The 20,128-nt window shown below is 73.7% G+C and carries 18 protein-coding genes; 3 read left to right on the top strand and 15 right to left on the bottom strand.

Features of this window, described 5'->3' with window-relative positions; translation table 11 throughout:
- Positions 1-9: 9 nt before the first annotated feature.
- The 6 genes from AAFN69_RS07890 to AAFN69_RS07865 form a co-directional block, all read right to left on the bottom strand.
- The gene (locus AAFN69_RS07890) at positions 10-375 is read right to left on the bottom strand and encodes a hypothetical protein (protein ID WP_347727599.1); all 366 of its coding nucleotides are present in this window, start codon (positions 373-375) and stop codon (positions 10-12) included.
- 310 nt (positions 376-685) lie between these two features.
- Positions 686-1,498, bottom strand: coding sequence for a response regulator transcription factor (locus AAFN69_RS07885; RefSeq protein ID WP_347727598.1), 813 nt, complete (start codon positions 1,496-1,498; stop codon positions 686-688).
- 239 nt (positions 1,499-1,737) lie between these two features.
- Entirely contained in the window at positions 1,738-2,598 is an 861-nt protein-coding gene (locus AAFN69_RS07880; protein ID WP_347727597.1) for a DNA-formamidopyrimidine glycosylase family protein, read from the bottom strand.
- 69 nt (positions 2,599-2,667) lie between these two features.
- Entirely contained in the window at positions 2,668-4,041 is a 1,374-nt protein-coding gene (locus tag AAFN69_RS07875) for a wax ester/triacylglycerol synthase family O-acyltransferase (protein WP_347727596.1), read from the bottom strand.
- A gap of 263 nt (positions 4,042-4,304) precedes the next feature.
- The gene (locus AAFN69_RS07870) at positions 4,305-6,380 is read right to left on the bottom strand and encodes a SpoIIE family protein phosphatase (RefSeq protein WP_347727595.1); all 2,076 of its coding nucleotides are present in this window, start codon (positions 6,378-6,380) and stop codon (positions 4,305-4,307) included.
- Positions 6,381-6,474: 94 nt separating this feature from the next.
- Positions 6,475-7,647, bottom strand: a complete 1,173-nt coding sequence (locus tag AAFN69_RS07865; protein ID WP_347727594.1) for a DUF6777 domain-containing protein — start codon at positions 7,645-7,647, stop codon at positions 6,475-6,477.
- Positions 7,648-7,902: 255 nt separating this feature from the next.
- Here AAFN69_RS07865 and AAFN69_RS07860 point away from each other — a divergent pair, with 255 nt between their 5' ends.
- Positions 7,903-8,484 carry a DUF1990 domain-containing protein gene (locus AAFN69_RS07860; RefSeq protein ID WP_347727701.1) on the top strand — a complete coding sequence of 194 codons (582 nt, stop codon included), beginning with the start codon at positions 7,903-7,905 and terminating at the stop codon, positions 8,482-8,484.
- Entirely contained in the window at positions 8,459-9,877 is a 1,419-nt protein-coding gene (locus tag AAFN69_RS07855; protein WP_347727593.1) for a lipase maturation factor family protein, read from the top strand. Before AAFN69_RS07860 ends, AAFN69_RS07855 begins: the two co-directional genes overlap by 26 nt.
- A gap of 91 nt (positions 9,878-9,968) precedes the next feature.
- Here AAFN69_RS07855 and AAFN69_RS07850 read toward each other — a convergent pair whose 3' ends face one another.
- From AAFN69_RS07850 to AAFN69_RS07835, 4 genes are all read right to left on the bottom strand, one after another.
- Entirely contained in the window at positions 9,969-10,142 is a 174-nt protein-coding gene (locus tag AAFN69_RS07850; RefSeq protein ID WP_347727703.1) for a hypothetical protein, read from the bottom strand.
- 407 nt (positions 10,143-10,549) lie between these two features.
- Positions 10,550-12,013, bottom strand: coding sequence for an SDR family NAD(P)-dependent oxidoreductase (locus AAFN69_RS07845; RefSeq protein WP_347727700.1), 1,464 nt, complete (start codon positions 12,011-12,013; stop codon positions 10,550-10,552).
- 485 nt (positions 12,014-12,498) lie between these two features.
- Positions 12,499-13,650 carry a glycogen synthase gene (gene glgA / locus AAFN69_RS07840; protein ID WP_347727592.1) on the bottom strand — a complete coding sequence of 384 codons (1,152 nt, stop codon included), beginning with the start codon at positions 13,648-13,650 and terminating at the stop codon, positions 12,499-12,501.
- Between the two features lie 50 nt (positions 13,651-13,700).
- A complete protein-coding gene (locus AAFN69_RS07835; protein ID WP_347727591.1) occupies positions 13,701-14,465 on the bottom strand; it encodes a (2Fe-2S)-binding protein in 765 nt (254 codons plus the stop codon).
- Positions 14,466-14,665: 200 nt separating this feature from the next.
- On the opposite strand from AAFN69_RS07835, the gene AAFN69_RS07830 reads away from it, so the two are divergent.
- On the top strand, positions 14,666-16,093 hold the full coding sequence (locus tag AAFN69_RS07830; protein WP_347727590.1) for a DMT family transporter: 1,428 nt from the start codon (positions 14,666-14,668) through the stop codon (positions 16,091-16,093).
- Here AAFN69_RS07830 and AAFN69_RS07825 read toward each other — a convergent pair.
- The 5 genes from AAFN69_RS07825 to AAFN69_RS07805 all read right to left on the bottom strand — a co-directional run bounded on the left by AAFN69_RS07825 (position 15,974) and on the right by AAFN69_RS07805 (position 20,031).
- On the bottom strand, positions 15,974-17,245 hold the full coding sequence (locus tag AAFN69_RS07825; RefSeq protein WP_347727589.1) for a transglycosylase family protein: 1,272 nt from the start codon (positions 17,243-17,245) through the stop codon (positions 15,974-15,976). The genes AAFN69_RS07830 and AAFN69_RS07825 overlap by 120 nt on opposite strands.
- Before the next feature lie 630 nt (positions 17,246-17,875).
- Positions 17,876-18,499: an aspartate/glutamate racemase family protein gene (locus tag AAFN69_RS07820; RefSeq protein ID WP_347727588.1), complete on the bottom strand. Its 624-nt coding sequence runs from the start codon at positions 18,497-18,499 to the stop codon at positions 17,876-17,878.
- 117 nt (positions 18,500-18,616) lie between these two features.
- Positions 18,617-18,970, bottom strand: coding sequence for a GNAT family N-acetyltransferase (locus tag AAFN69_RS07815; protein ID WP_347727587.1), 354 nt, complete (start codon positions 18,968-18,970; stop codon positions 18,617-18,619).
- A 31-nt stretch (positions 18,971-19,001) separates the two neighbouring features.
- Positions 19,002-19,418, bottom strand: coding sequence for an aspartate 1-decarboxylase (gene panD, locus AAFN69_RS07810; protein WP_347727586.1), 417 nt, complete (start codon positions 19,416-19,418; stop codon positions 19,002-19,004).
- A gap of 274 nt (positions 19,419-19,692) precedes the next feature.
- Entirely contained in the window at positions 19,693-20,031 is a 339-nt protein-coding gene (locus AAFN69_RS07805; RefSeq protein ID WP_347727585.1) for a thioredoxin domain-containing protein, read from the bottom strand.
- Between the last annotated feature and the right edge of the window lie 97 nt (positions 20,032-20,128).

The following is a 20,128-nucleotide window of genomic DNA, read 5'->3' as shown; positions in this document are numbered from 1 at the left end:
CGGCACCGGTCAGCGCCCTTCGACGAGCCTGAGGAAGTCCCGCTCATTGCGTTCGGCCCGGCGCACGTACCAGCGGGCGATCAGCCACATCACCGGGTACACCGCGACGCCGAGCACCGCCCAGACCACGAGGTCGGGGGTGAGCGGGCCGCCCGCGACGAAGGCCAGCGGCAACACGCCCACCAGGAGCGCGAGAGCGCCGAGCGCGGAGACCGCGGCCCGCAGCTGACTGCGCATCAGAGAGCGTACATAGGTGGCGCCGAGTGTGGTCTGTTCGGTGATCTCGGACCGGGCGGGGGCGTGGCCGGGTGCCCGCCGGGCGCTGCGGGGCACTCCGGTGACCACCTCGCGGCGGGGTCGCTGGTCGCCTGGCATCGTCGTCCGCCCCCGCGTCTGTCGGTGAACCTCTCGGGAATGGTGGAGTCTAACCAGGAGCGATGGCCGGCGGTGGGTTTCCGGACTCCGGCGGTACGGCGGTGATGCGCGGGTGCGGCCGGTGCGGATGCCCGCCGGGCCCGGGGCAGTCGCTCAGGGCCGTCTCCAGCTCGGCACAGGACTCCTCGGCCCCGCGGAACGCGATGCCGAGTGCGGCCTCGGCGCGCGGGCCCAGCGGTCCCCGTGCCGATTCCCGGATCTCGTGGAGCGGGCGGAACGCGAGCGGGCGGGAGTACTCCCGGCCGCCCGGTCAGCCTCCGGCGCGCCGCAGCAGGAGCTCTCGGAGCTGCCGGGCATGGCGCCGGCTGACGGCGAGTTCGGCGTCGCCGACCCGCACGGTGGTGGTCCCCGCGTCCAGCCGGAGTTCGTCGATCCGGGCGAGGGAGACGAGGTGGCTGCGGTGGATACGGACGAATCCGCGGGCCGCCCAGCGCTCCTCCAGGGTGGAGAGCGGGATGCGGACGAGGTGGCTGCCGTCCGCGGTGTGCAGCCGCGCGTAGTCGCCCTGGGCCTCGACATGGGCGATGTCGTCGACGGACACGAAGCGGGTGACACCGCCGAGTTCCACGGGGATCTGCTCGGAGCCGCTCCGGACCGGTGGCCGCGGCAGCCCGTCGTACCCGCCGGCGACCGCTCCGGGGCGGTCGTCCGCCGGCCTCGGTTCGCGGGCCGCCCGCACCTGGTCGCGGACCCGGCGCACGGCCTCGGCGAGGCGTTCCCGGCGGACGGGTTTGAGGACGTAGTCGACGGCCTTGAGGTCGAACGCCTGCACGGCGAAGCCCTCATGGGCGGTGACGAAGACTATCAGCGGCGGGTGGGCGAACCGGGCGAGCAGCCGCGCCACGTCGAGCCCGGTCAGTCCGGCCATGTGGATGTCGAGGAAGACGACATCGATGCCGTCGTCGCCGTCGGCTCCCGCGTCCAGCGCCCGACTGATCCGGCGGAGGGCGCCGGTGGCGTCGCCGGCGCCCTCCGCGCTGGTGATCCTGGGGTCCGAGCGCAGCAGATAGAGGAGTTCCCCGAGAGCCGGCTTCTCGTCGTCGACAGCCAGTGCGCGCAGCATGGTGCGGAGTCTAGGCCGTCTCTCACGGATCGGGCCGGGGTGGTGAGCGGGGGAATGCGCGGTCGCACGGCGGACGACGGAGTCCGCGCGGAGCACCGGCGGCCGACGGCAACGCGGCAACGCGGCAAGCGTGCGTGCCAGGGCACGCGAGGCCGGCGAGAACCGCGGGATCCGCGGGAGACTGCCCGCAGGCCGCGGCGGTCCCCGCAGGGGGGCGGCACCGCCGGTGCCGGGGCGGGTTACTTCAGCAGCCGGGACATCCGGCGGTCGGCGAGCGGTTTGCCGCCGGTCTGGCAGGTGGGGCAGTACTGGAGCGAGGAGTCGCTGAAGGAGACCTCGCGAATGGTGTCGCCGCAGACCGGACAGGGCTCCCCGGTACGGCCGTGGACCCGCAGGCCGCTCTTCTTCTCGGCCTTCAGCCGGCCCGCCGCCACCCCCCGGGAGCGTTCCACGGCGGCGCCGAGTGTGGTGCGCAGCACCTCGTACAGGGTGGTGATCTCGTCGTCGCCGAGGTGCCCCACGGGCTTGAACGGGGACATCCTCGCGGCATGCAGGATCTCGTCGCTGTACGCGTTGCCGATGCCGGCGATCAGGCTCTGGTCCCGGAGCGCGCCCTTGATCCGGCGCCGTTCCCCGGCGAGCAGCGCGGCGAGGGCGTCCCGGTCGAACTCCGCGGCCAGCGGGTCGGGGCCGAGACGGGAGATCGCGGGGACCTCGGCGGGGTCGCGGACGAGATGGACGGCGAGTCTTTTGGCGGTCCCGGCCTCGGTGAGGTCGAAGCCGCTGCCGGAGGCGAGGCGGGTGCGCAGGGCGAGCGGGCCCTTCCCGGGGCGCGGCGGGGCCGCGGGGATCTCGTCCAGCCAGCGGAGCCAGCCGGCGCGGGCGAGGTGGATGACCAGATGGAGACCGCCCGCGCCGATGTCGAGCCATTTGCCGTGCCGGCCGACGGAGGTGACGGAGGTGCCCTCGATCGCGGAGAGCGGCGGGGCCCAGGTCTTGAGCACACTGACCGCCAGGGGCAGGACCCGGACGATTTCCTGTCCCGTGAGATGGCTGTCGAGGAACTCGCGCAGCGATTCCACCTCGGGCAGCTCGGGCATGTCTCCAGGGTGCCGCAGAGCCGGCCCGGCCGCAGGCCGGAGCCGCCACCGGCCGGCGGTCCGGGCGGGTCACTCCCCCGGCGGGCGCTCCGGGGCCGGGCCGGTCAGGGCGTTCAGTTCGTCGTGGAGGCTCCGGGCCAGGCGGTCCACGTCCGGGATCGCCTTTCCGTCGGCGACCAGGCCCACATGGACCCGTCCGCCGTAGGTGGTGAGGGCCACCGCGAGGGCCTGGCCGCGCGCCAGCGGGGCCATCGGGCAGATCGCGCGCAGCGGGCAGCCGCCGAGCGAGAGCGCCGAGCGGGGCAGCGGCACACTCGTGACCAGGATGTCGAAGAGCATCCGGGCGGCGCCCCCGGCCAGCGGGGCGCCGAAGCGGTGGGCCAGCGGCGGCAGCTGGTCGGCGAGGACGGCGAGGGCGCCCGCGCCCCGCAGCGGTCCCGCCGCCTTGTTGCGGTCCATCGCGGTGCGCACCGCGGCCAGCCGGGCTCGCGCGTCCGGTTCGCCGACCGGCAGCTCCAGCAGATAGGCGGAGAGTTCATTGCCCGAGCGGGGCGGGCCGCCGGGGCGGCGGCGGGAGACGGGGACCAGGGCGCGCGGCCCGGTGGCGGGCAGCGGTTCGCCGCGCTCCACCGCCCAGCGGCGCAGGCCGCCCGCGACGACCGCGAGCAGGATGTCGTTGACGGTGCCGCCGGACTCCCTGCGCACCCGGTGCACATCGGCGAGTTCGAATGCGGCGGTACCGATTCTGCGGGTGCCGCTGGGGGCGGCGGTGAGGGCGGGCAGCCCGGACGGGTCGAGCCGGCTCGCCCGTACCACCGACGCGCCCACCCCGACGGCCCTGCCCAGATCGTCGATCCGGTCACGGGCGAAGCCGAGCAGCCCGAGCGGGTCGCGGAGTGACATACCCGCCGGGGCGAGGCGGGCCGGCCGGCCGCGGAGACCGCGCGGGCCGGCGACCTCGTCGAAGATGCCCGCGCCGATCGCGACGGCGCGCATCCCGTCGGCGAGCGCGTGGTGGAGCTTGACCAGGACGGCGAAGGGGCCGCCGGGCTCCCGGGTGAGCAGATACATCTCCCAGGGCGGACGGCCGCGTTCGATCGGACGCTCCATGAGTTCGCCGGCGATCTCCGCGACGGCCCGGTCGAAGTCCGCGGCGGGCAGCGCACCCCCCACCCCCCGGATGTGCCGGATGTGGTGGCCGACGTCGAAGTCCTTGTCGACGGACCAGGCGGCCCCGCCGACCGGCAGCAGTACGTCCCGCACGCGCATCCGCAGCCGCCGGATGGCGCCCGCCCGGGCGGCCAGCAGGCCGGGGATGTCGTCGTGCCCCGTGCCGTCCGGGGCGGGGGCGAAGTGGGCGAGGGCGCCGAGGTGCATGGGGTGCCCGGTGGACTCCAGATGCCAGAAGGCCAGGTCGAGGGGGGCGAGAAGCTCAGTGCTCACGGTGGGCTCACGATCTCGGTCCTCACGATCCGGGTCTGCACGGTTTCGGCCTGCATGGTTTCGGTCTGCATGGTTTCGGTCTGAACGGTCTCGGGTGGCGCGGTCTCGGGTGGCGCGGTCTCGCTTCTCGGGTGGCGCCGGGGAGGGGCGGCCGGCGGGGCCGGAACGGCCGGGCGGCGGGACAGAAGCACCATCAGTCAATCGCCTACGTTCGGTTACGGTCAAGTGGTGATAGTGCACGGATAGTTAACATCGCATGTCTTTCACGCACCTGGCCGGTTCGGTACCCGGAACTCGCACCAGACACATTTGCCGCTGCCGCGCGCCTCCACGCCCCAGGTGTCGGCGAGCAGGTCCACCAGGAGCAGCCCGCGGCCCGAGACCCCGGATTCGCCCGCCTCCCGCCGCCGGGGCAGTGCGCTGGAGCCGTCCTCAACCTCGACCCGCAGCCGCCGCTCGGGGCCGGTGAGCACCCGGGCCGTCACGATCGCGCCGCCCTCCGTGTGCATCAGCGCGTTGGTGATCAGCTCGTCGGCGGCGAGCTCGATCTCGTCGGCCCGCTGCCCCGCGCCCCAGGCGCGTACCGCCGAACGGACCATGTGCCGGGCGGAGCGCAGCGCCTCCGGGTCGTTCTGGGCCACCTCCTGCTGGAGCCGGCCGCCGGTCTGCGGGATGAAGGCGCCCCAGCGGCGGAGCAGCAGCACCGCGACATCGTCCTCGCCGCCGCGCTCGTCCACCACATCGCAGAGGTGGTCGGCGAGGCGGCCCAGATCGCGCGGTCCGTGCTCCACCAGTCCGGTGAGCAGCTGCATGCCCTCGTCCAGGTCGGAGCCGGGCTGCTCGACCAGGCCGTCGGTGTAGAGCAGCAGGGTCTGGCCGGGGTCCAGTTCCACGGTGCTGACGGGGTAGTCCAGCCGGCCGAACTCCGCCGAGAGGCCGAGCGGCAGCCCGCCGTCCACCGGCACCCGGCGGCAGCTCCCGTCGTTGTCCCGGATCAGCGGATCGACATGCCCGGCGCGCACCACCTGGACCACTCCGGTGGAGAGGTCGGCCTCGGCGTACAGACAGGTCGCGAACCGGTCGGTGTCCAGTTCGTCGAGGAAGACGGAGGCGCGGGCCATCACGGTGGCGGGGGTGTGGCCCTCGGCGGCGTAGGCGCGGAGCACGATCCGCAGCTGGCCCATGACGGCCGCCGCGTCGGTGTCATGGCCCTGGACGTCGCCGATGACCGCGCCGACCCGGCCGCCGGGGAGGGGGATGACGTCGTACCAGTCGCCGCCGATGTCCCGGCCCAGGCGGGCGGAGCGGTAGCGGACCGCGATCTGCGCGCCGGGCACCTCGGGGATGCGGCGCGGCAGCATCGCCTGCTGGAGTCCCTCGGCGAGGTCGTGCTCCTGGTCGTAGAGGATGGCGCGCTGGACGGACTGGGCGATGCTGCTGCCGAGCGCGACCAGCACATTGCGCTCCTCGGCGCTGAATCCGGTGCGGTCGCTGTAGAGCAGGCCGAGCGCGCCGATCGGGCGGGCCTGGGCGATCAGGGGCAGATAGGCGGCGGCCACGATGCCGAGCCCTCTGATGTGCGGCCACAGGATCGGATAGGAGTCGGCGAAGTCCTCCCGGGACTCGATGAAGCGCGGTGCGAGTGTCCGTATGACCTCGCTCATGGGGTACTGATCGTCCACATGGGTCCAGCGGGTCCCGGGGACGAATGCCTCCTGGGGCCCCTCGGCGACGAGATGGATCCTGCCGCCCGCCTCCAGCAGCCCCATCACCAGGCTGGTCGCCCCGAAGTGCTCCAGACCGTGGACGTCGCGGAGTACGTCGATGACGTCCTGCACCGTCCGGGCGTGGGCGAGGGCCGCGGTGGTGGAATCCACCACGCCGGTCTGCCGCCGCCGGGAGGCGTCGGCCTCCAGCCGGGCGGCGTGGTCGGCGAGCTCCTCGGCGGCGTCGCGGACGATGCCGATGATGCGCAGGGGGCGTCCGGTGCCGTCCCGCCGCACATGGCCCTGGCTGTGCGCCCAGGCGAGGCTGCCGTCGCCGCGGCGGAAGCGGAAGTAGGAGCCGTAGTGGTCGCTGCCGTTCTTGAGCGCACTGGCCACCAGGGCGTCGAGTCTGGCGGCCTCCTCGCTCGGCATCCGCTCGGCGAGAAAGGCCCGGCGGCCGTCGTACTCCTCGGGACGGAGATCGAGGACGTCGAGGGCGATCGGGTCCAGATGGCAGCGTCCGCTGGCCAGGTCCCAGTCGAAGCTGCCCATGCGGTTGAGGGCGAGGCTCGCTTCCGGGCCCGCCGGCCAGTCATCGGGGAGCGACTGGCCCCCCGCTGCCCGCTCAACCATGGAGTCACTCTGCCATCATTTGTCGGATTCTTCGACTGTCGGACGCGTCCGGGCCGCCGGCGGGCCCCGGGGGGGTGCCCCCGGGGCCGGGCGGTCAGCCCGTGAGAAGGCCGGGGTCGGCGGCGTCATCGGCGGGGAGCAGTGGTTCCGGGTCGGGGAGGGGGAGGTGCGCGTCCGGCTCGGCGGCGGGCGGGACGGCGGGCAGATCCGGCGGAATGATCTCGTCCGGGAGGATGATCTCCGCCGAGGAGACGACCCCGTCCGGCGGCACCGCCTCCTCCGGCGGTGCGGCGGGCACCGCCCCCTCCGGCGGGAGCGTGCCCGCGGGATCCGCTCCCCCGCCGCCGCGGGACGGTTCGGCGGCCGGGGCGGCGGGGACCGGCGGATAGCTGAAGCCCGCGTCCTCCACGGCGGGGGGCAGCACATCGGGCAGCCGGTCCAGCTCCCCGTCGGTGCCGGTCTCGCGGTCGATCCAGGTGCTGTCGGCGAGATCCACGATCAGCAGCCTGCCGATGGTCCGCTCGGCGGGGCCGATCACCACGGCGCGGCCGGCCTCGTACCCGGCCCAGGCCCTGCCCGCGTGGACCACGGCACCCTTCACCGCCACCGGCGGCCCCAGCGGGTTCCCGCCGGCGCACCGGACCCGGGGCATGCCGTGCCGGTCGACGAGTACGGGGGTGCCCGCCTGGAGCACGGCCTGATGGGCGGTGGCCGCGCCGCCCGCGCGGTAGCCGTGGCCGGTGACCCGGGTGTCGGCGCGCAGCACGACCGGGGTCAGCGACCGGACGAAAGAGGGGAGCCCGGCCCGGGAGACCCCGGAGCTCCGGGCGAAGGCGGCCTCGGCGCCCCGGTCGCGGCCGAGCAGGGCGAGCTGCCGCTCCGCGTCACAGCTTCCGATGGAGCGGGTGCCCGCGTAGAGCCCCGGGGTGGCGCCGGAGAGGGTGCGCAGCGTCTGCCCTCTGGCGGGGGCGCCCGCGGCCACTCCCTTGGGCACGGGCGGCTGCGGCGCGGGCGCGGAGAGCGCTCTGACCGTGGAGACGGTGTACGGGTCGGGCCCCCGGGCCGCGGCCGGATGGAGGTACACCGCCTCGTCCGGACCGGCCGTCGCGGTGTCGTCCGCGCCGCAGCCGGCGAGCAGTGGTCCGAGGGAGAGGGCGGCGGAGAAGGCGGCGACCGTGATCCACCGGCGGCCCGGGATGGGTGCCGGGCCGCGCCACGGGTGCGGGCGCCGGGGCGTCGGGGGCCGCCGAGAACTGAGGGAACGCACGGACATCTCCTGCCTCTTCACTCTGCTTGTGTCCCTCAAGTTCTGCCGGACTCCATCCGCCTCCGCTACTTGAACGCGTTCAACCGGGTGCGTACGCTCGGCATGAACAGAGTTGAACGTGTTCAACAATGGGGGTGGTGGATGATGTCCGCACTGGTCGGCCCGCTCGTACGGTTCGTACTGGGGATGGCCCCGCCCGCACGGCCGGGCGGCGGGCACCGCCGGGGCCGCGCGTCCATTCGGCGCACCCCCGCCGTGCCGGCCACCCGGTACACCCTGAGCTATCCGGAGGTGGGCGCCACCCGGCACGGACCGATGCCCGGTGGCTACCGGCATCTGCACCACACCACCCGGGTCGGCCGGGGCCGGGCCGGATTCGAGGCCGCGGCGGCGGCCGTCACCGGCTGGCGCATGCACCGGGAATCCGGGGCACGGCTGCGCGCCACGGGCCCGCGCGCCGAGCCGGGCGTGCTGGTGGAGGTCTCCGCGGGGCTCGGCCGGCTGCGGGTGGGCGGCCGGTGCGAGGTGGTGTGGACGGCGCGGGAGGCACAGCTCGCGGGGTTCGCGTACGGCACGCTCCCGGGCCATCCGGAGTGCGGCGAGGAGTCGTTCACGGTCTCGCTGCGGGAGGACGGCTCGGTCTGGTTCACGGTCATGGCCTTCAGCCGCCCGGACCGCTGGTACACCCGGCTGGCCGGTCCGCTCGTCCCGCCGCTCCAGCGGGCGTACGCGAGAAGGCTCGGCCGGACGGTGCGGCGGCTCGCCGCCGCGGATGCCGCCGGACGGGCCGATTCCGCCGATACTGGGGGCGATGGAATGGCTCGGGTGGTTCGGTGACGGCGACTACTGGCTGAGCCGGCTGGTCTTCCAGCGGGTGCTGGCCGCGGTGTATCTGGTCGCGTTCCTCGGCGCGGCACTTCAGTTCAGGGCGCTGATCGGCGAGCGGGGCATGCTCCCGGTCCCCGCCCATCTGCGCCGGGTGACCTTCCGGCAGGCCCCCACACTCTTCCGGCTGCGCTACTCCGACCGGCTCTTCGCGGGGTGCGCCTGGACGGGGGTGGTGCTGTCGGCCGCACTGGTGGCGGGCGCGGCGGACCGGCTGCCGCTCGCGGTGGCGATGGCGTGGTGGGCGGCGCTGTGGGTGCTCTGTCTCTCGATCGTCAATGTGGGCCAGACCTGGTACGCCTTCGGCTGGGAGTCACTGCTCCTGGAGACCGGGTTCCTCGCGGTGTTCCTCGGCAATGAGCGGACCGAACCGCCGGTGCTGATTCTTCTGCTGCTGCGGTGGGTGCTGTTCCGGGTGGAGTTCGGCGCGGGGCTGATCAAGATCCGCGGGGACCGGTGCTGGCGGGATCTGACCTGTCTCCGCTACCACCATGAGACCCAGCCGATGCCGGGCCCGCTGAGCTGGTTCTTCCACCGGCTGCCGGATCCGGTCCACCGGGCGGAGGCGGCGGCCAGCCATGTGGTGCAACTCCTGGTGCCGGTACTGCTCTTCACCCCGCAGCCGGTCGCGAGCGCGGCGGCCGGGCTGATCGTGGCGACCCAGCTCTGGCTGGTGCTCTCCGGCAACTTCGCCTGGCTGAACTGGCTGACGATCGCGCTGGCCCTCTCCGCCGTGGACACCTCGTCCATCGCCCGCGGGCCCGCGCTGCCCGGGGCCCCGCTCTGGTACGCGGTCACGGTGTGCGCGGTCACGGCGCTGGTGCTGGTGCTGAGCGTCCGCCCGGCGCGGAATCTGCTCTCCCGGCGACAGGCGATGAACCGCTCGTACGACGCGCTGCACCTGGTGAACGCCTACGGGGCGTTCGGCACGGTCGGCCGGGTGCGGTACGAGCTGGTGGTGGAGGGTACGGACGAGAGCGCCCCGCCGCACGGGGGCACGGTCTGGCGGGAGTACGGCTTCCGGGGCAAACCGACGGATGTCCGGCGGATGCCCCGGCAGTTCGCGCCGTACCATCTGCGGCTGGACTGGATGATGTGGTTCGCGGCCATCTCCCCCGCGTACGCCCGGCCCTGGTTCGGCGCTTTCGTGGAACGGCTGCTGGAGGGTGACCGGGACACCCTGCGGCTGCTGGGCCGCAATCCGTTTCCGGACGCTCCGCCGGTGTATGTACGGGTCGGGCTCCACCGCTACCGGTTCACGACGTGGCGGGAACTGCGGGCCACCGGGGAGTGGTGGCGGCGTGACCACGTACGGGAATTCCTCGGGCCGACCCGGCTCTCCTGAGCGGGCGGCGCGGTACGAGGAGATACGGGCGGACCGCTCGTGCCCCCTGTTCGGCGGACCGGGACAGGGGGCACGTGATCAGGCGATGTGCTCAGTCAATGCTCTGCAGGATGTGCGGCTCGGCGAGGTCGTCCTCGTATCCCGCGAGCCGGATCGGGGCGGACCGGGCCCAGACCTCCAGGCTGCCGAGCCGATCGTGCCGGATGACGCGCTCGATCACGCGATCCGGCAGGCGTTTGTCATGAAGCTTCACATCAGTTGTCACCGCGCACTCCTCTGTGTCGCGAAACTGGGGACAAGGGTGGTTCGGTCGCGGTGGCGCCGGCTCTCGGGCGGGACCGCGGCCTGGTTGCAGACCTGTCCCAGGACGGCCAGGGAACTTTTGTGAGCCCGTTGGTGGCGTCCGTGCACCTCAGGTTAACCAAATGAGCAAAGCATCGCTCGATGGGGCCTTGAGTTCGGCTTTATTCAGACCAATGCGTGACCTCTGTAAGGGATTTGTACGCATATGGTCAGGCCGGTGGTGACCTCGGATGGAGTAACGCCCCGCACTCCCGCGATTGATGGGACGGTTGCGGCCGATCGGGTGAATGAATTCCGGCCATCCGGCCGCACGGGGAAACGCGATGGGGGCGGACGGCTGTCGCCGTCCGCCCCCATCGGGTCCGCCCGCTACCAGTTCGCCGGGGCGTAGTCCTTGAGGAAGCAGCCGTAGAGATCCTCCCCGGCCTCGCCGCGCACGATCGGGTCATAGACCCGGGCGGCGCCGTCGACCAGGTCGAGCGGGGCGTGGAAGCCCTCGTCCGCGAGACGCATCTTGTCCGGGTGGGGACGCTCGTCCGTGATCCAGCCGGTGTCCACGGCGGTCATCAGGATGCCGTCGGACTCGAACATCTCCTGCGCGCTGGTGCGGGTGAGCATGTTCAGCGCCGCCTTGGCCATATTGGTGTGCGGGTGTCCCGCGCCCTTGTAGCCCCGGCTGAAGACACCCTCCATGGCGGAGACGTTGACCACGTACGTGCGCTTGGCCTCGGCCGCGGCCATCGCCGAGCGGAGCCTGCTGATCAGGATGAACGGCGCGGTGGAGTTGCAGAGCTGGACCTCCAGCAGCTCCATCGGCCCGACCTCGGAGACGGTCTGCACCCAGCTGTTGGTGTCGTGCAGATCGGGCACCAGACCGCCGGCGTCGATGGCGGTCCCCGCCTCGATGCGGGCGAGGGTGGCCGAGCCGGGGACGAGAGCCAGGTCGGTGACGTCCTGGGCCGTCAGCCCCTCGCCCGAGGACGACGGCAGCGCGGCGACGGTGTCCACCGAGCCGCTGCCGAAGGTGCCGATGACCCGGGCGGGCGGCAGCTCGCCCGCCGGCAGCGGGGCGGATTCGGCGGCCAGCAGCTCGCGGTACGCCTGCGGGGAGCGCCGGACGGTCTGCGCGGCGTTGTTGATGAGGATGTCCAGCGGGCCCTCGGCGGCCACCGAGTCGGCGAGCGCGACCACCTGGGCCGGGTCGCGGAGATCGATGCCGACGATCTTCAGCCGGTGGATCCACTCGTCGCTGTCCGGCATCGCCTTGAAGCGGCGGATCGCGTCATTGGGGAAGCGCGTGGTGATGGTGGTGTGCGCGCCGTCGCGCAGCAGCCGCAGCGCGATGTACATGCCGATCTTGGCACGGCCGCCGGTGAGCAGGGCGCGCTTGCCGGTCAGATCGGTGCGGGCGTCCCGCCGTGCGCGGTTCGACGCCGCGCACTCCTGGCAGAGCTGGTGGTAGAAGGCGTCGACCTCGACATAGCGGGTCTTGCAGATGTAGCAGGAGCGGGGGCGCTGGAGTATGCCCGCGATCTCACCGCTGACGGAGGAGGACGGCAGCAGCCCCTCGGTCTCGTCGTCGATCCGGTCGGCCGAACCGGTGGCCGTGGCCTCGGTGACCGCCTTGTCGTGCGCGGTCTTGGCGGCCCGGCGCTCTTGGCGGCGGCGCTGCTTGACCGTGCGGTAGACACCGGCGGTGGCGCGGCGCACGGTGATCGCGTCGGGGTGGTCGACGTCGAGCTTGTCGAGCTCGTCGAGCACGCTCAGGCAGACGGCCAGCCGATCCGGGTCGATACCGGGGCCGAACGCGGGGCCGTCCTCTGTCACCGTCATGCCGTTCGCCGTTTCTCGATCAGTCACGCTCTGGGGGTTTCAAAAGCGCAACTTTACTGAGCGAACGGGTGACGGCCAAATGAGCCGATCACCGCCGCCGGCGCCGGTGCGCCCGCCGGGACCGTGTCGGGGTCCGGTGCGAAGCCGCTGGTGACGGCGGCGGGGTGGCCGCCCGCGCGGTGCGGGGGGCGGGTGTGCCCGGCCGCGGCGGCGGGCCGCCGCCGGGGAGGGGCTCCCGGTGGTGCGGGTGCGGGGCGGGAGGGGCGGGAGGGGCGGGAGGAGCGCGGCGGGGAGGTGTGGCGGCGGGAGTGTGGCGAACACCACGCCGGGTCGCGGGGCGGGGGGCGGCGGCGCGGGCTCGGCAGACCGCAGGGGGCGGCCGTCCGGCTGCCGGGCCAGCGCTCCGGGGCCGACGGAGTCCGGGGCCGGAGCGCCGGCCCGGGCCGGACGGCTCCGGGCCCGTACCGTGTACGCCGCCGGCGGGGTCACGCGCGGCCGAGGAGTTCCTCGTACAGCGCGTGGGTCCGCTTCGCGGCCCGGTCCCAGCCGAAGTCGCGGACCGCCCTCCGGCGGCCCGCCGCGCCCATGCGGGCGGCCTGCGGAGGGTCGTCGAGGACCCGGTTGACGGCCTGGGTGAGGCCGGACTCGTACGCCTCGGGGCGATCGGCGTCGTACGGGACGAGCAGTCCGGTGCTCCCGTCGTCCACCAGCTCCGGGATGCCGCCGGCCGCCGGGGCGACCACGGCGGTGCCGCAGGCCATCGCCTCCAGACCGGCGGTGCCGAGCGGTTCCCGGACCGAGGGGCAGACGAATACCGCGGCGTGTGTCATCAGCTGGATGATCTGGGCGCGCGGCAGCACCCGGGGGATCCAGTGGACGCCGTCACGCACCCGCTCCAGTTCGGTGACGAGTTCCCGCAGGCCGGCGGAGGTGTCCGGGGTGCCGTGCGAGCCCGTGCAGAGGACCAGCCGGGCATCCGGGTCGAAGGCGCGGGCGGCCCGGAGCAGATGGTGGACCCCCTTGCGGTGGCCGGTTCGGCCGACGGAGAGCACGAAGGGGTGTTCCGGGTCGAGTCCGATGCGTTCCAGCGCGTCCGTGCCGTGGTCGGGCCGGTAGAGCAGGGTGTCGACGCCGCCGCGGATCACCCGCACCCTGGCGGGGTCGACGGCCGGATGCGCGGCGAGGACGCCCGCCCGCATCCGGTGCGAGACGGTGACGACGGCATCCGCCGACTCGACGGCCGTGCGCTGCGCCCAGTCGGCGATGGCGTGGCCGCCGGCGGACCCGGGGGCGGCCGGCCGGAGGGTGTGGGCGGTCACCACATGCGGTATGCCGTGGAGGAGTTTGGCGAGATGGCCCGCGAGATGGGCGTACCAGGTGTGGGAGTGGACGAGGTCACGGCCCCTCACCTCGGCGGCCATCGCGAGCTCCACCGAGAGGGCGCGCAGGGCGTCGTCGGCGCCGGCGAGCTCCCGGGCGGGCCGGTGGCGCAGTACGCCCTCGGCCTCCCCGTCGCCCCAGCAGTGCACCTCGACATCGGCGAGCTCCCTCAACTCCCGGGCGAGGAACTCCACATGGACGCCTGCGCCCCCGTGGACGTCCGGCGGGTAGTCGCGAGTGAGCAGTCCCACTTTCACCCCCCGATGGTCACCCACGGGGGCGCACGGGGGAAGACCGCCGGTGGGGATCAGCCGCCGGTGCGCGACGGCGGGCGGTCGAAGACGCAGTCGCCGCAGAGTCCGCCGCGCGGGGCGCGGTAGTAGAGGCAGCAGCTGCGGCGGCGCATCCGGGGGCCGTGGACGGTGCCGGCCAGCGGGGGCCCGGTGAAGATCTCGGCGGCCAGCGCGCGGGCGCGGGCGGCGGCGTCGGGGCGCCCCGCGCCCCGCGCCCACTCCTCGATCTGGCGGACGGCGCCGGCGAGCGCGGAGCCGGAGTTGCCGCGCAGGAGCTGCCGGGAGATCCGGGTGTCGCGGCGCAGGGCGTCGGCGAGGGGGTCGAGATGGGCGGACTGGACGGCCTCGCGGAGGGCGGCGGCGGTGGCGGGGAGCGGATCCGCGCGGCTGAGCCAGAGGTCGTCGGGGGTGGTGCGGTCCGGGTACCAGTGGAGGCGGGCGGGGTCGAGGTCGGGTATCCGGCTGTGGAGGACGGCGGCGCCGAGTGCGATGGACCAGAGGCGGGCGGCGAGGCCGAGCTGGGCGATGGAGGCGGCGACCCGCCGCTCGGGAGGTTCGTGGCGGGCGGCGACGATGTCGACACGGCGGGTGAGGGGTGCGGTGTCGCCCGCGTACACCCGGGCGAGCGGCACTCCCCCGGCGGGCGGCGGGGTGCCGGTGCGGGCGCCGCCCGGGAGCTCCGGGGCCGCTGTGCCCCCCGGTGCGGGTGCGACGGCCGATGTGTCCGGCGTGCGCAGGGCGAAGAAGCCGCCCAGCAGGCACAGCTCGCTCAGATCCACGCGCTCCAGCCTCTCTCCATCACCCGTACGTGGTCGCCTCCGGGAAACCCCCGAGAGATCTTCCTCCATTACACCCCTTCTGACCTGCTCAGGAGTCGCCGGTGAGACTTTTGGCCTACGCTCGTACTCCGTCGGCAGTACGTCCGAATGCCTGCTCAAGGACGACGCGGCGGACGCCGAAACCGGAGATCGTGTTCTCTATGAGCTCCCTCGTGCTGGCCATACTCCTGTCGCTGGTCTCCGCGGTCGCGTACGCGGCCGGGGCCATCGTGCAGGAGCGTGTCGCCGCGTCGTCCCCCGCCCGGCCGTACGCACCGCTGAACCACACCGGCTGGTGGTTCGCGGTCGGTCTGAACGGCGTCGGGGCGGTGCTGCACGTGGTGGCGCTGGCCCATGGCCCGCTCAGTGTCGTCCAGCCGCTGGGCGCGCTCACCATCGTCTTCGCGCTGCCGATGGCCGCGCTCTTCGTGGGGCGGCGGGCGGGCGCGGCCGCGTGGCGCGGCGCGCTGCAGGCGACGGCGGGGCTGGCGGGGCTGCTGGCGCTGGCCGGGGACACCGGTTCGCGTTCGCTCGGCACGGGACAGCGCGGGGTGCTCGCGGCCGCGACGCTGGGCACCGTGGCGCTGATCTTCCTGGTGGCGCAGACGATTCACCGGCCGGTGCTGCGCAGTGTGCTGCTGGCCGCGGCCGCGGGCACGGCCTTCGGAATCGGTTCGGTCTTCACCAAGGAGGCCGCGGTGGGGTGGGACTGGTCCTCGCCGCTGGCCCAGTGGCCGACGCTGATCGTGATCGCGGTTCTGGCCCTGGGCGGGCTGCTGCTGTCGCAGGCGTCCTACCGGGGTGCGGGGCTGGCCGCGCCGCTGGCGACCGTCACCGTGATCAATCCGGTGGTGGCGGCGGCGGTGGGAATCACCATGTTCGGCGAGAGTTTCCGCTACGGCGTGGCGGGCTCGGTGCTGGCCCTGTGCTTCGGCGCGGCGGCCGCGGGCGGTCTGTTCCTGCTGACGTCGGAACGGCTCGCGAGCTCGGGTACTGAGGCGAGCGCCGGCGCGGACGGGGCGGCCGGGGCCCCGGCGGCGGGCACGGGCGTCCCGGAGGCCGCCGCGCCGGCGGACGGAGCGGGAGACCGGGAGGGACGGCCGGGCGCCGCCGGGACCCCGGGTGCCGGGGTCGTCCGGACGGCGGCCGTGCGGCCCCTGGAGCGGCTGGTGCGGGTTCATCACATGTCCGAGCGCCCGCTCACGGCGATCCCCCGGCCGTCCGGGCCGCGGTCCGCGCGTCCGCGAATACCGGAGAAGCCCTGGCAGGAGAGCGTGTTCCCGCCGGCGGGCGGGAACACCGCCCGGGAGGCCCGGGCGAGGGAGATCCGCGCCAAGGAGAACCCACCGGCCGAACTGCGCTCCCCGCGGGGCGGACGGCAGGACCCGCGGGCATGGGTGCGGCGGCCGGGAGCGGTGCTCCCGGCCGCCGCACCCCCTGAGTCCGCGTCGCCGCCGGCGGCCCCGGTGTCAGAGCGAGACGCCGCCCGACCGGAGATAGGCCAGGGGGTCGATGTCCGACCCGTATCCCGGCCCCGTCCGGACCTCGAAGTGGAGATGCGGCCCCGAGCTGTTGCCGGTGGATCCTGAGCGGGCGATCCGCTGGCCGCTGGAGACCTCCTGGCCCGCGCGCACGGTGAGCGCGGAGAGGTGGGCGTACTGGCTGTACTTGCCGTCGTTGTGACGGATGACGACCTGATAGCCGTACGCGTCGGCCCAGCCCGCCGAGACGACCCGGCCGGAGGCCACCGACTTCACCGAGGTACCGGTCGGCACCGGGAAGTCGACCCCGGTGTGATAGCCGCTGGACCAGGACGAACCGGCCTTGCGGTACGGGGTGCCGGTTCCCGCGTCGACCGGGGCGCTGAGGCGCGCGGTGCGGGCCGGGGCCTTGTCGCTGACCTGCTTGGTCGCCGGTTTCGCCTTGGGCGCCTGCTTCTTCGGCGCCTGCTTCTGGGGGATCTGCTTCTTCGGGGCCTGCGGCTTCGCCTTCTCCGGAGCCCGCTTCCCCTCCGCCGGGGGCTGCTTGGGGGCCTGCATCCGGATGACCAGCTTCTGGCCCGGGTGGATCAGATCGGGGTCGGATCCGATCACCGTGCGGTTCTGCTCGTAGAGCTGCTGCCAGCCGCCCCGCAGATCCTTGTCGTCCGCGATTCCCGAGAGCGAGTCGCCCCGGGCCACGGTGTAGCCGTCGCGCTGGGTGGGGACCGTGGTCGGGGAGGCCGGCTGCTGCTTCTTCGGCTGCGGCGCCGTCCGCTTCTCGGTGCCGGCCCGGCCGGACGCCTGCTTGCGCTCGGCCCGGATGCCGCCGTCCTCGCGGCCGGATTCCGCCTTGGCTCCCGGCGAGATGTCGGGGGAATCGCCGCCGCGGGTCAGCCCGGCGCGCACCGAGCAGTTGGGCCACGCTCCGGGGCCCTGTCCCTTCAGCACCCGCTCGGCGATGAGGATCTGCTGGTCCTTGCTGGCCAGATCGGCGCGCGGGGCGTACTCGCGCCCGCCGTACGCCTCCCAGGTGGACTGGCTGAACTGGAGCCCGCCGTAGTAGCCGTTACCGGTATTGATCTTCCACTGGCTGGTGGACTCACACGCCGCGACCTTCTCCCAGACGTCCACCGATGCCGCGTGGGCGCTGCCCGCGCCGATGAGCGGCAGGGCCATCCCCGCACCGCCCGCGGTGAGCGTGAGCGAGGCACGGTTGAATCGGCTCGGCTGGTACTTGCGGTGCCGACCGGTTGCGGCCATAGAAGACCCCCACTGAAACAGATACGCCAAATGACGAAAAGGTCACGTCCGATCCGTCAACCTAGGTGTTCGAATTGGACTGTGACAAGGGCTCAATCCAGGCGCACTGAGGCAGAGGGGGAAGGGGAGCCGGCGGGGCAACTGGCCCCGCCGTCACGATCATTGTCCCGTTCAGGGATGATCTGCCGGATTCGAATGCTCCCGATTCGTCCCGGATGAGGGGGCGCACACCGCGACCGCGCCCCACTTCCCGAGGCGGGCTCACGGCGGTCCGCGCCCGCCTCGGGATCAGACCGGTCCGGGGGCGGGCTCCGGCTCGGGGGAGGGCTCGGGGCCCGGCGCGGGCGGACTCGGCACGGGATCCGGGGTGGGCCCGGGCGGCGGGGGCGGCACGGGCACCGGGCCCGGCAGCGGCCCCGGCGGCGGGACCGGGGGTCCGGGAGGGGGAACCGGAGTGGGCTGTACGGGGGTCGGCTGGGTCATGCCGGGCCTTTCGGTGTCTCGGGGACGTGCCTTTCCACTCTCTCTCCGTCCGGGTTCCCGCGCGCGTCCGGTCCACGCCTCCCGCGAACCGTCCGCCGGCGGTCCCGGGCTCCCGGCCCGCCGGGACGACCGCCCGGAGCCGGCGTGTCACCGCCCGCGAGCACCCGCCTCCACGGCGGCCCGGAGGCCGGGACCAGGGCTGGAGAGCACCGGGACGGAGGTCGCCGCCCGGTCCGCCGCGTCCGCCATCGACGCCTGGGCCAGCACGATCACATCGGCCCCGCGGACGGCGTCCACGGCACCGGCCACCGCGTCGAGATACCCCTCCCGGTCACCGGCCCGGAACAGCTCCCAGGCCCCGGCGACCAGAATCGTGCGCACCCCGGAGCCGCCCTCCGCGCGGATCAGCTCGGTGGTCGGCGCCAGGGTGGCCTCCTGGGTGGCGATCACCACCACCCGGCCCGCCCGTGCCGCCGCCGCGGCCATCGGCCGGTCGACCCGCAGTACCGGAATACCGAGCTCCGCCGCACTCGCCTCGGCGACGGCGCCCAGGGTGGAACAGGTGCAGAGCACCGCGGCGGCCCCTTCGGCCACCGCCCCCGCGACCACGGCCGCCACCTCACCGGCCACCGCCCCCGGCCCCTCGGCGGCGGCCCGGTCCAGCAGCGCCTCGTGAACGAGATGACGGAGCTCGACACCCGGGTGGTCCCGGTCGCGCAGGGCGTCGAAGACCGGGACATGGACGGGCGAGGTGTGCAGCAGAGCGATCATGGCAGGGAGAACCCCGGTCTTCCGTTCGGATCGGGCGGGCTCGGGGCGGGCGTCACACCGCCGCACGGCGGGAAGAGGGCGTACGGCGGCGGGGCACTCCCCCGGGCACACTCACCCTCACCAGAGGCGGGGGTTGGCCCTCAGCTCCTCCTTGGCGGCCGTGACCAGCGCTTCGGGGGCGGCGGGCGCCTCCTCCGGATGACGCTCCGCCCACTTCGCCGCGTACGGGCAGAGCGGGACGACGGGGACACCCTCGCGGCCCGCCATCGCGTAGAACTCGCGCACCAGCGCTCCGGCGATGCCCTTGCCCTCGTGTTCCCGCTCGACCACGGTGTGCACGGCGACCAGGGCGGCAGGGTCGGCGTCCAGGGTGAAGTAGGCGATGCGCCCGGTGACCGCGCCGTCCTCGTAGGCCTCCAGAAGGCCCTTCGGGCGGTTGTCGCGGATGTCGAACGCCGAGATGTCTCGCATGACGGCAGCTCCTCGGGTGTGCGGCGCGCGGTCAGACCACGGCGTGCGGACTGCGCCGGGTGTCGCCCCCCGGCACGGGCGCGGAGGTGTCCGAGCCCAGCTCAATGATCTTGTTTCCGGCGTCGACATGCACCACGGCGGGCACCAGCGCACGCGCCTCGGCATCGTCCACCTGGGCGTAGCTGATCAGGATCACCAGATCGCCGGGGTGCACGAGGTGGGCGGCGGCGCCGTTGACGCCGATGACACCGGAGCCGCGCTCGCCCTCGATGACATAGGTCTCCAGGCGTGCGCCATTGGTGATGTCCACGATGTGCACCAGCTCGCCGGGGAGCAGATCGGCCGCTTCCATCAGGTCCGCGTCCACGGTGACGGAGCCGACGTAGTGCAGATCGGCGTGGGTCACGGTGGCCCGGTGGATCTTGGACTTGAACATGGTGCGCAGCATGTCGGTACTCCCGGAGATAGGCTCCCTGCCTGCATATACGCAGGTCAAGTGCGGTTTCTTCACTCTACAACGAGTCGCGTTCCCGGGCACCGTTCCCCAGGTTTTCCAGGGCTCACGCCGACCGCGGCCGTTCCCCCGCGGACTCCTGCGACGAGCCCGCGCGCCGGACGCGGTGAACCGGTGTCCGCGAGGACCCGGCGTACGGCTCTCACACGAAGCGCCTCAGCCCCCGGGGTGTCCCGGGAAGCGCGGCTCGCGCAGCCGCAGCGGCCGCTCAGAGGTGGCCGTCCAGGAACATCCGCAGCTCGGTGCCGGTCATGGGCCCCGTGTCGTGCGAGACCACCTCTCCCCCCTTCAGCAGGACGCAGGACGGGGCCCCGGTGATTCCGTAGCGCTCGGTCGCGGCCGGACAACGCGTGATGTCGGCGCGGACGGCCGTCAGGCGGCCCGTGTACTCGTCGGCGATGGCACCCACGACGAGGTCCATCGCCCGGCAGGGCTCGATCGCCTTGGGCCATGTCCCGGTGAAGTACGCGAGGACCGGGAATCCGCTCATCCCGAGGATGAAATCGAACTCCGCGTCCTCACGGGGCCGGTGAACCGGGTTCGCCATGGAAGCTCCTGACCTCGCGTTCCGTCATTCCATCCCCATCATCCCTCGCGCGGTGTGCCGGGCCGGCCCGGCCGGTCGGCCAGCCAGCCGGTCGGTC

Source organism: Streptomyces sp. CAU 1734, from assembly GCF_039888735.1.
Taxonomy (GTDB): Bacteria; Actinomycetota; Actinomycetes; order Streptomycetales; family Streptomycetaceae; genus Streptomyces.
The sequence above is the reverse complement of the archived record's forward strand: the minus strand, read 5'-3'. Positions and strand labels throughout refer to the sequence as shown.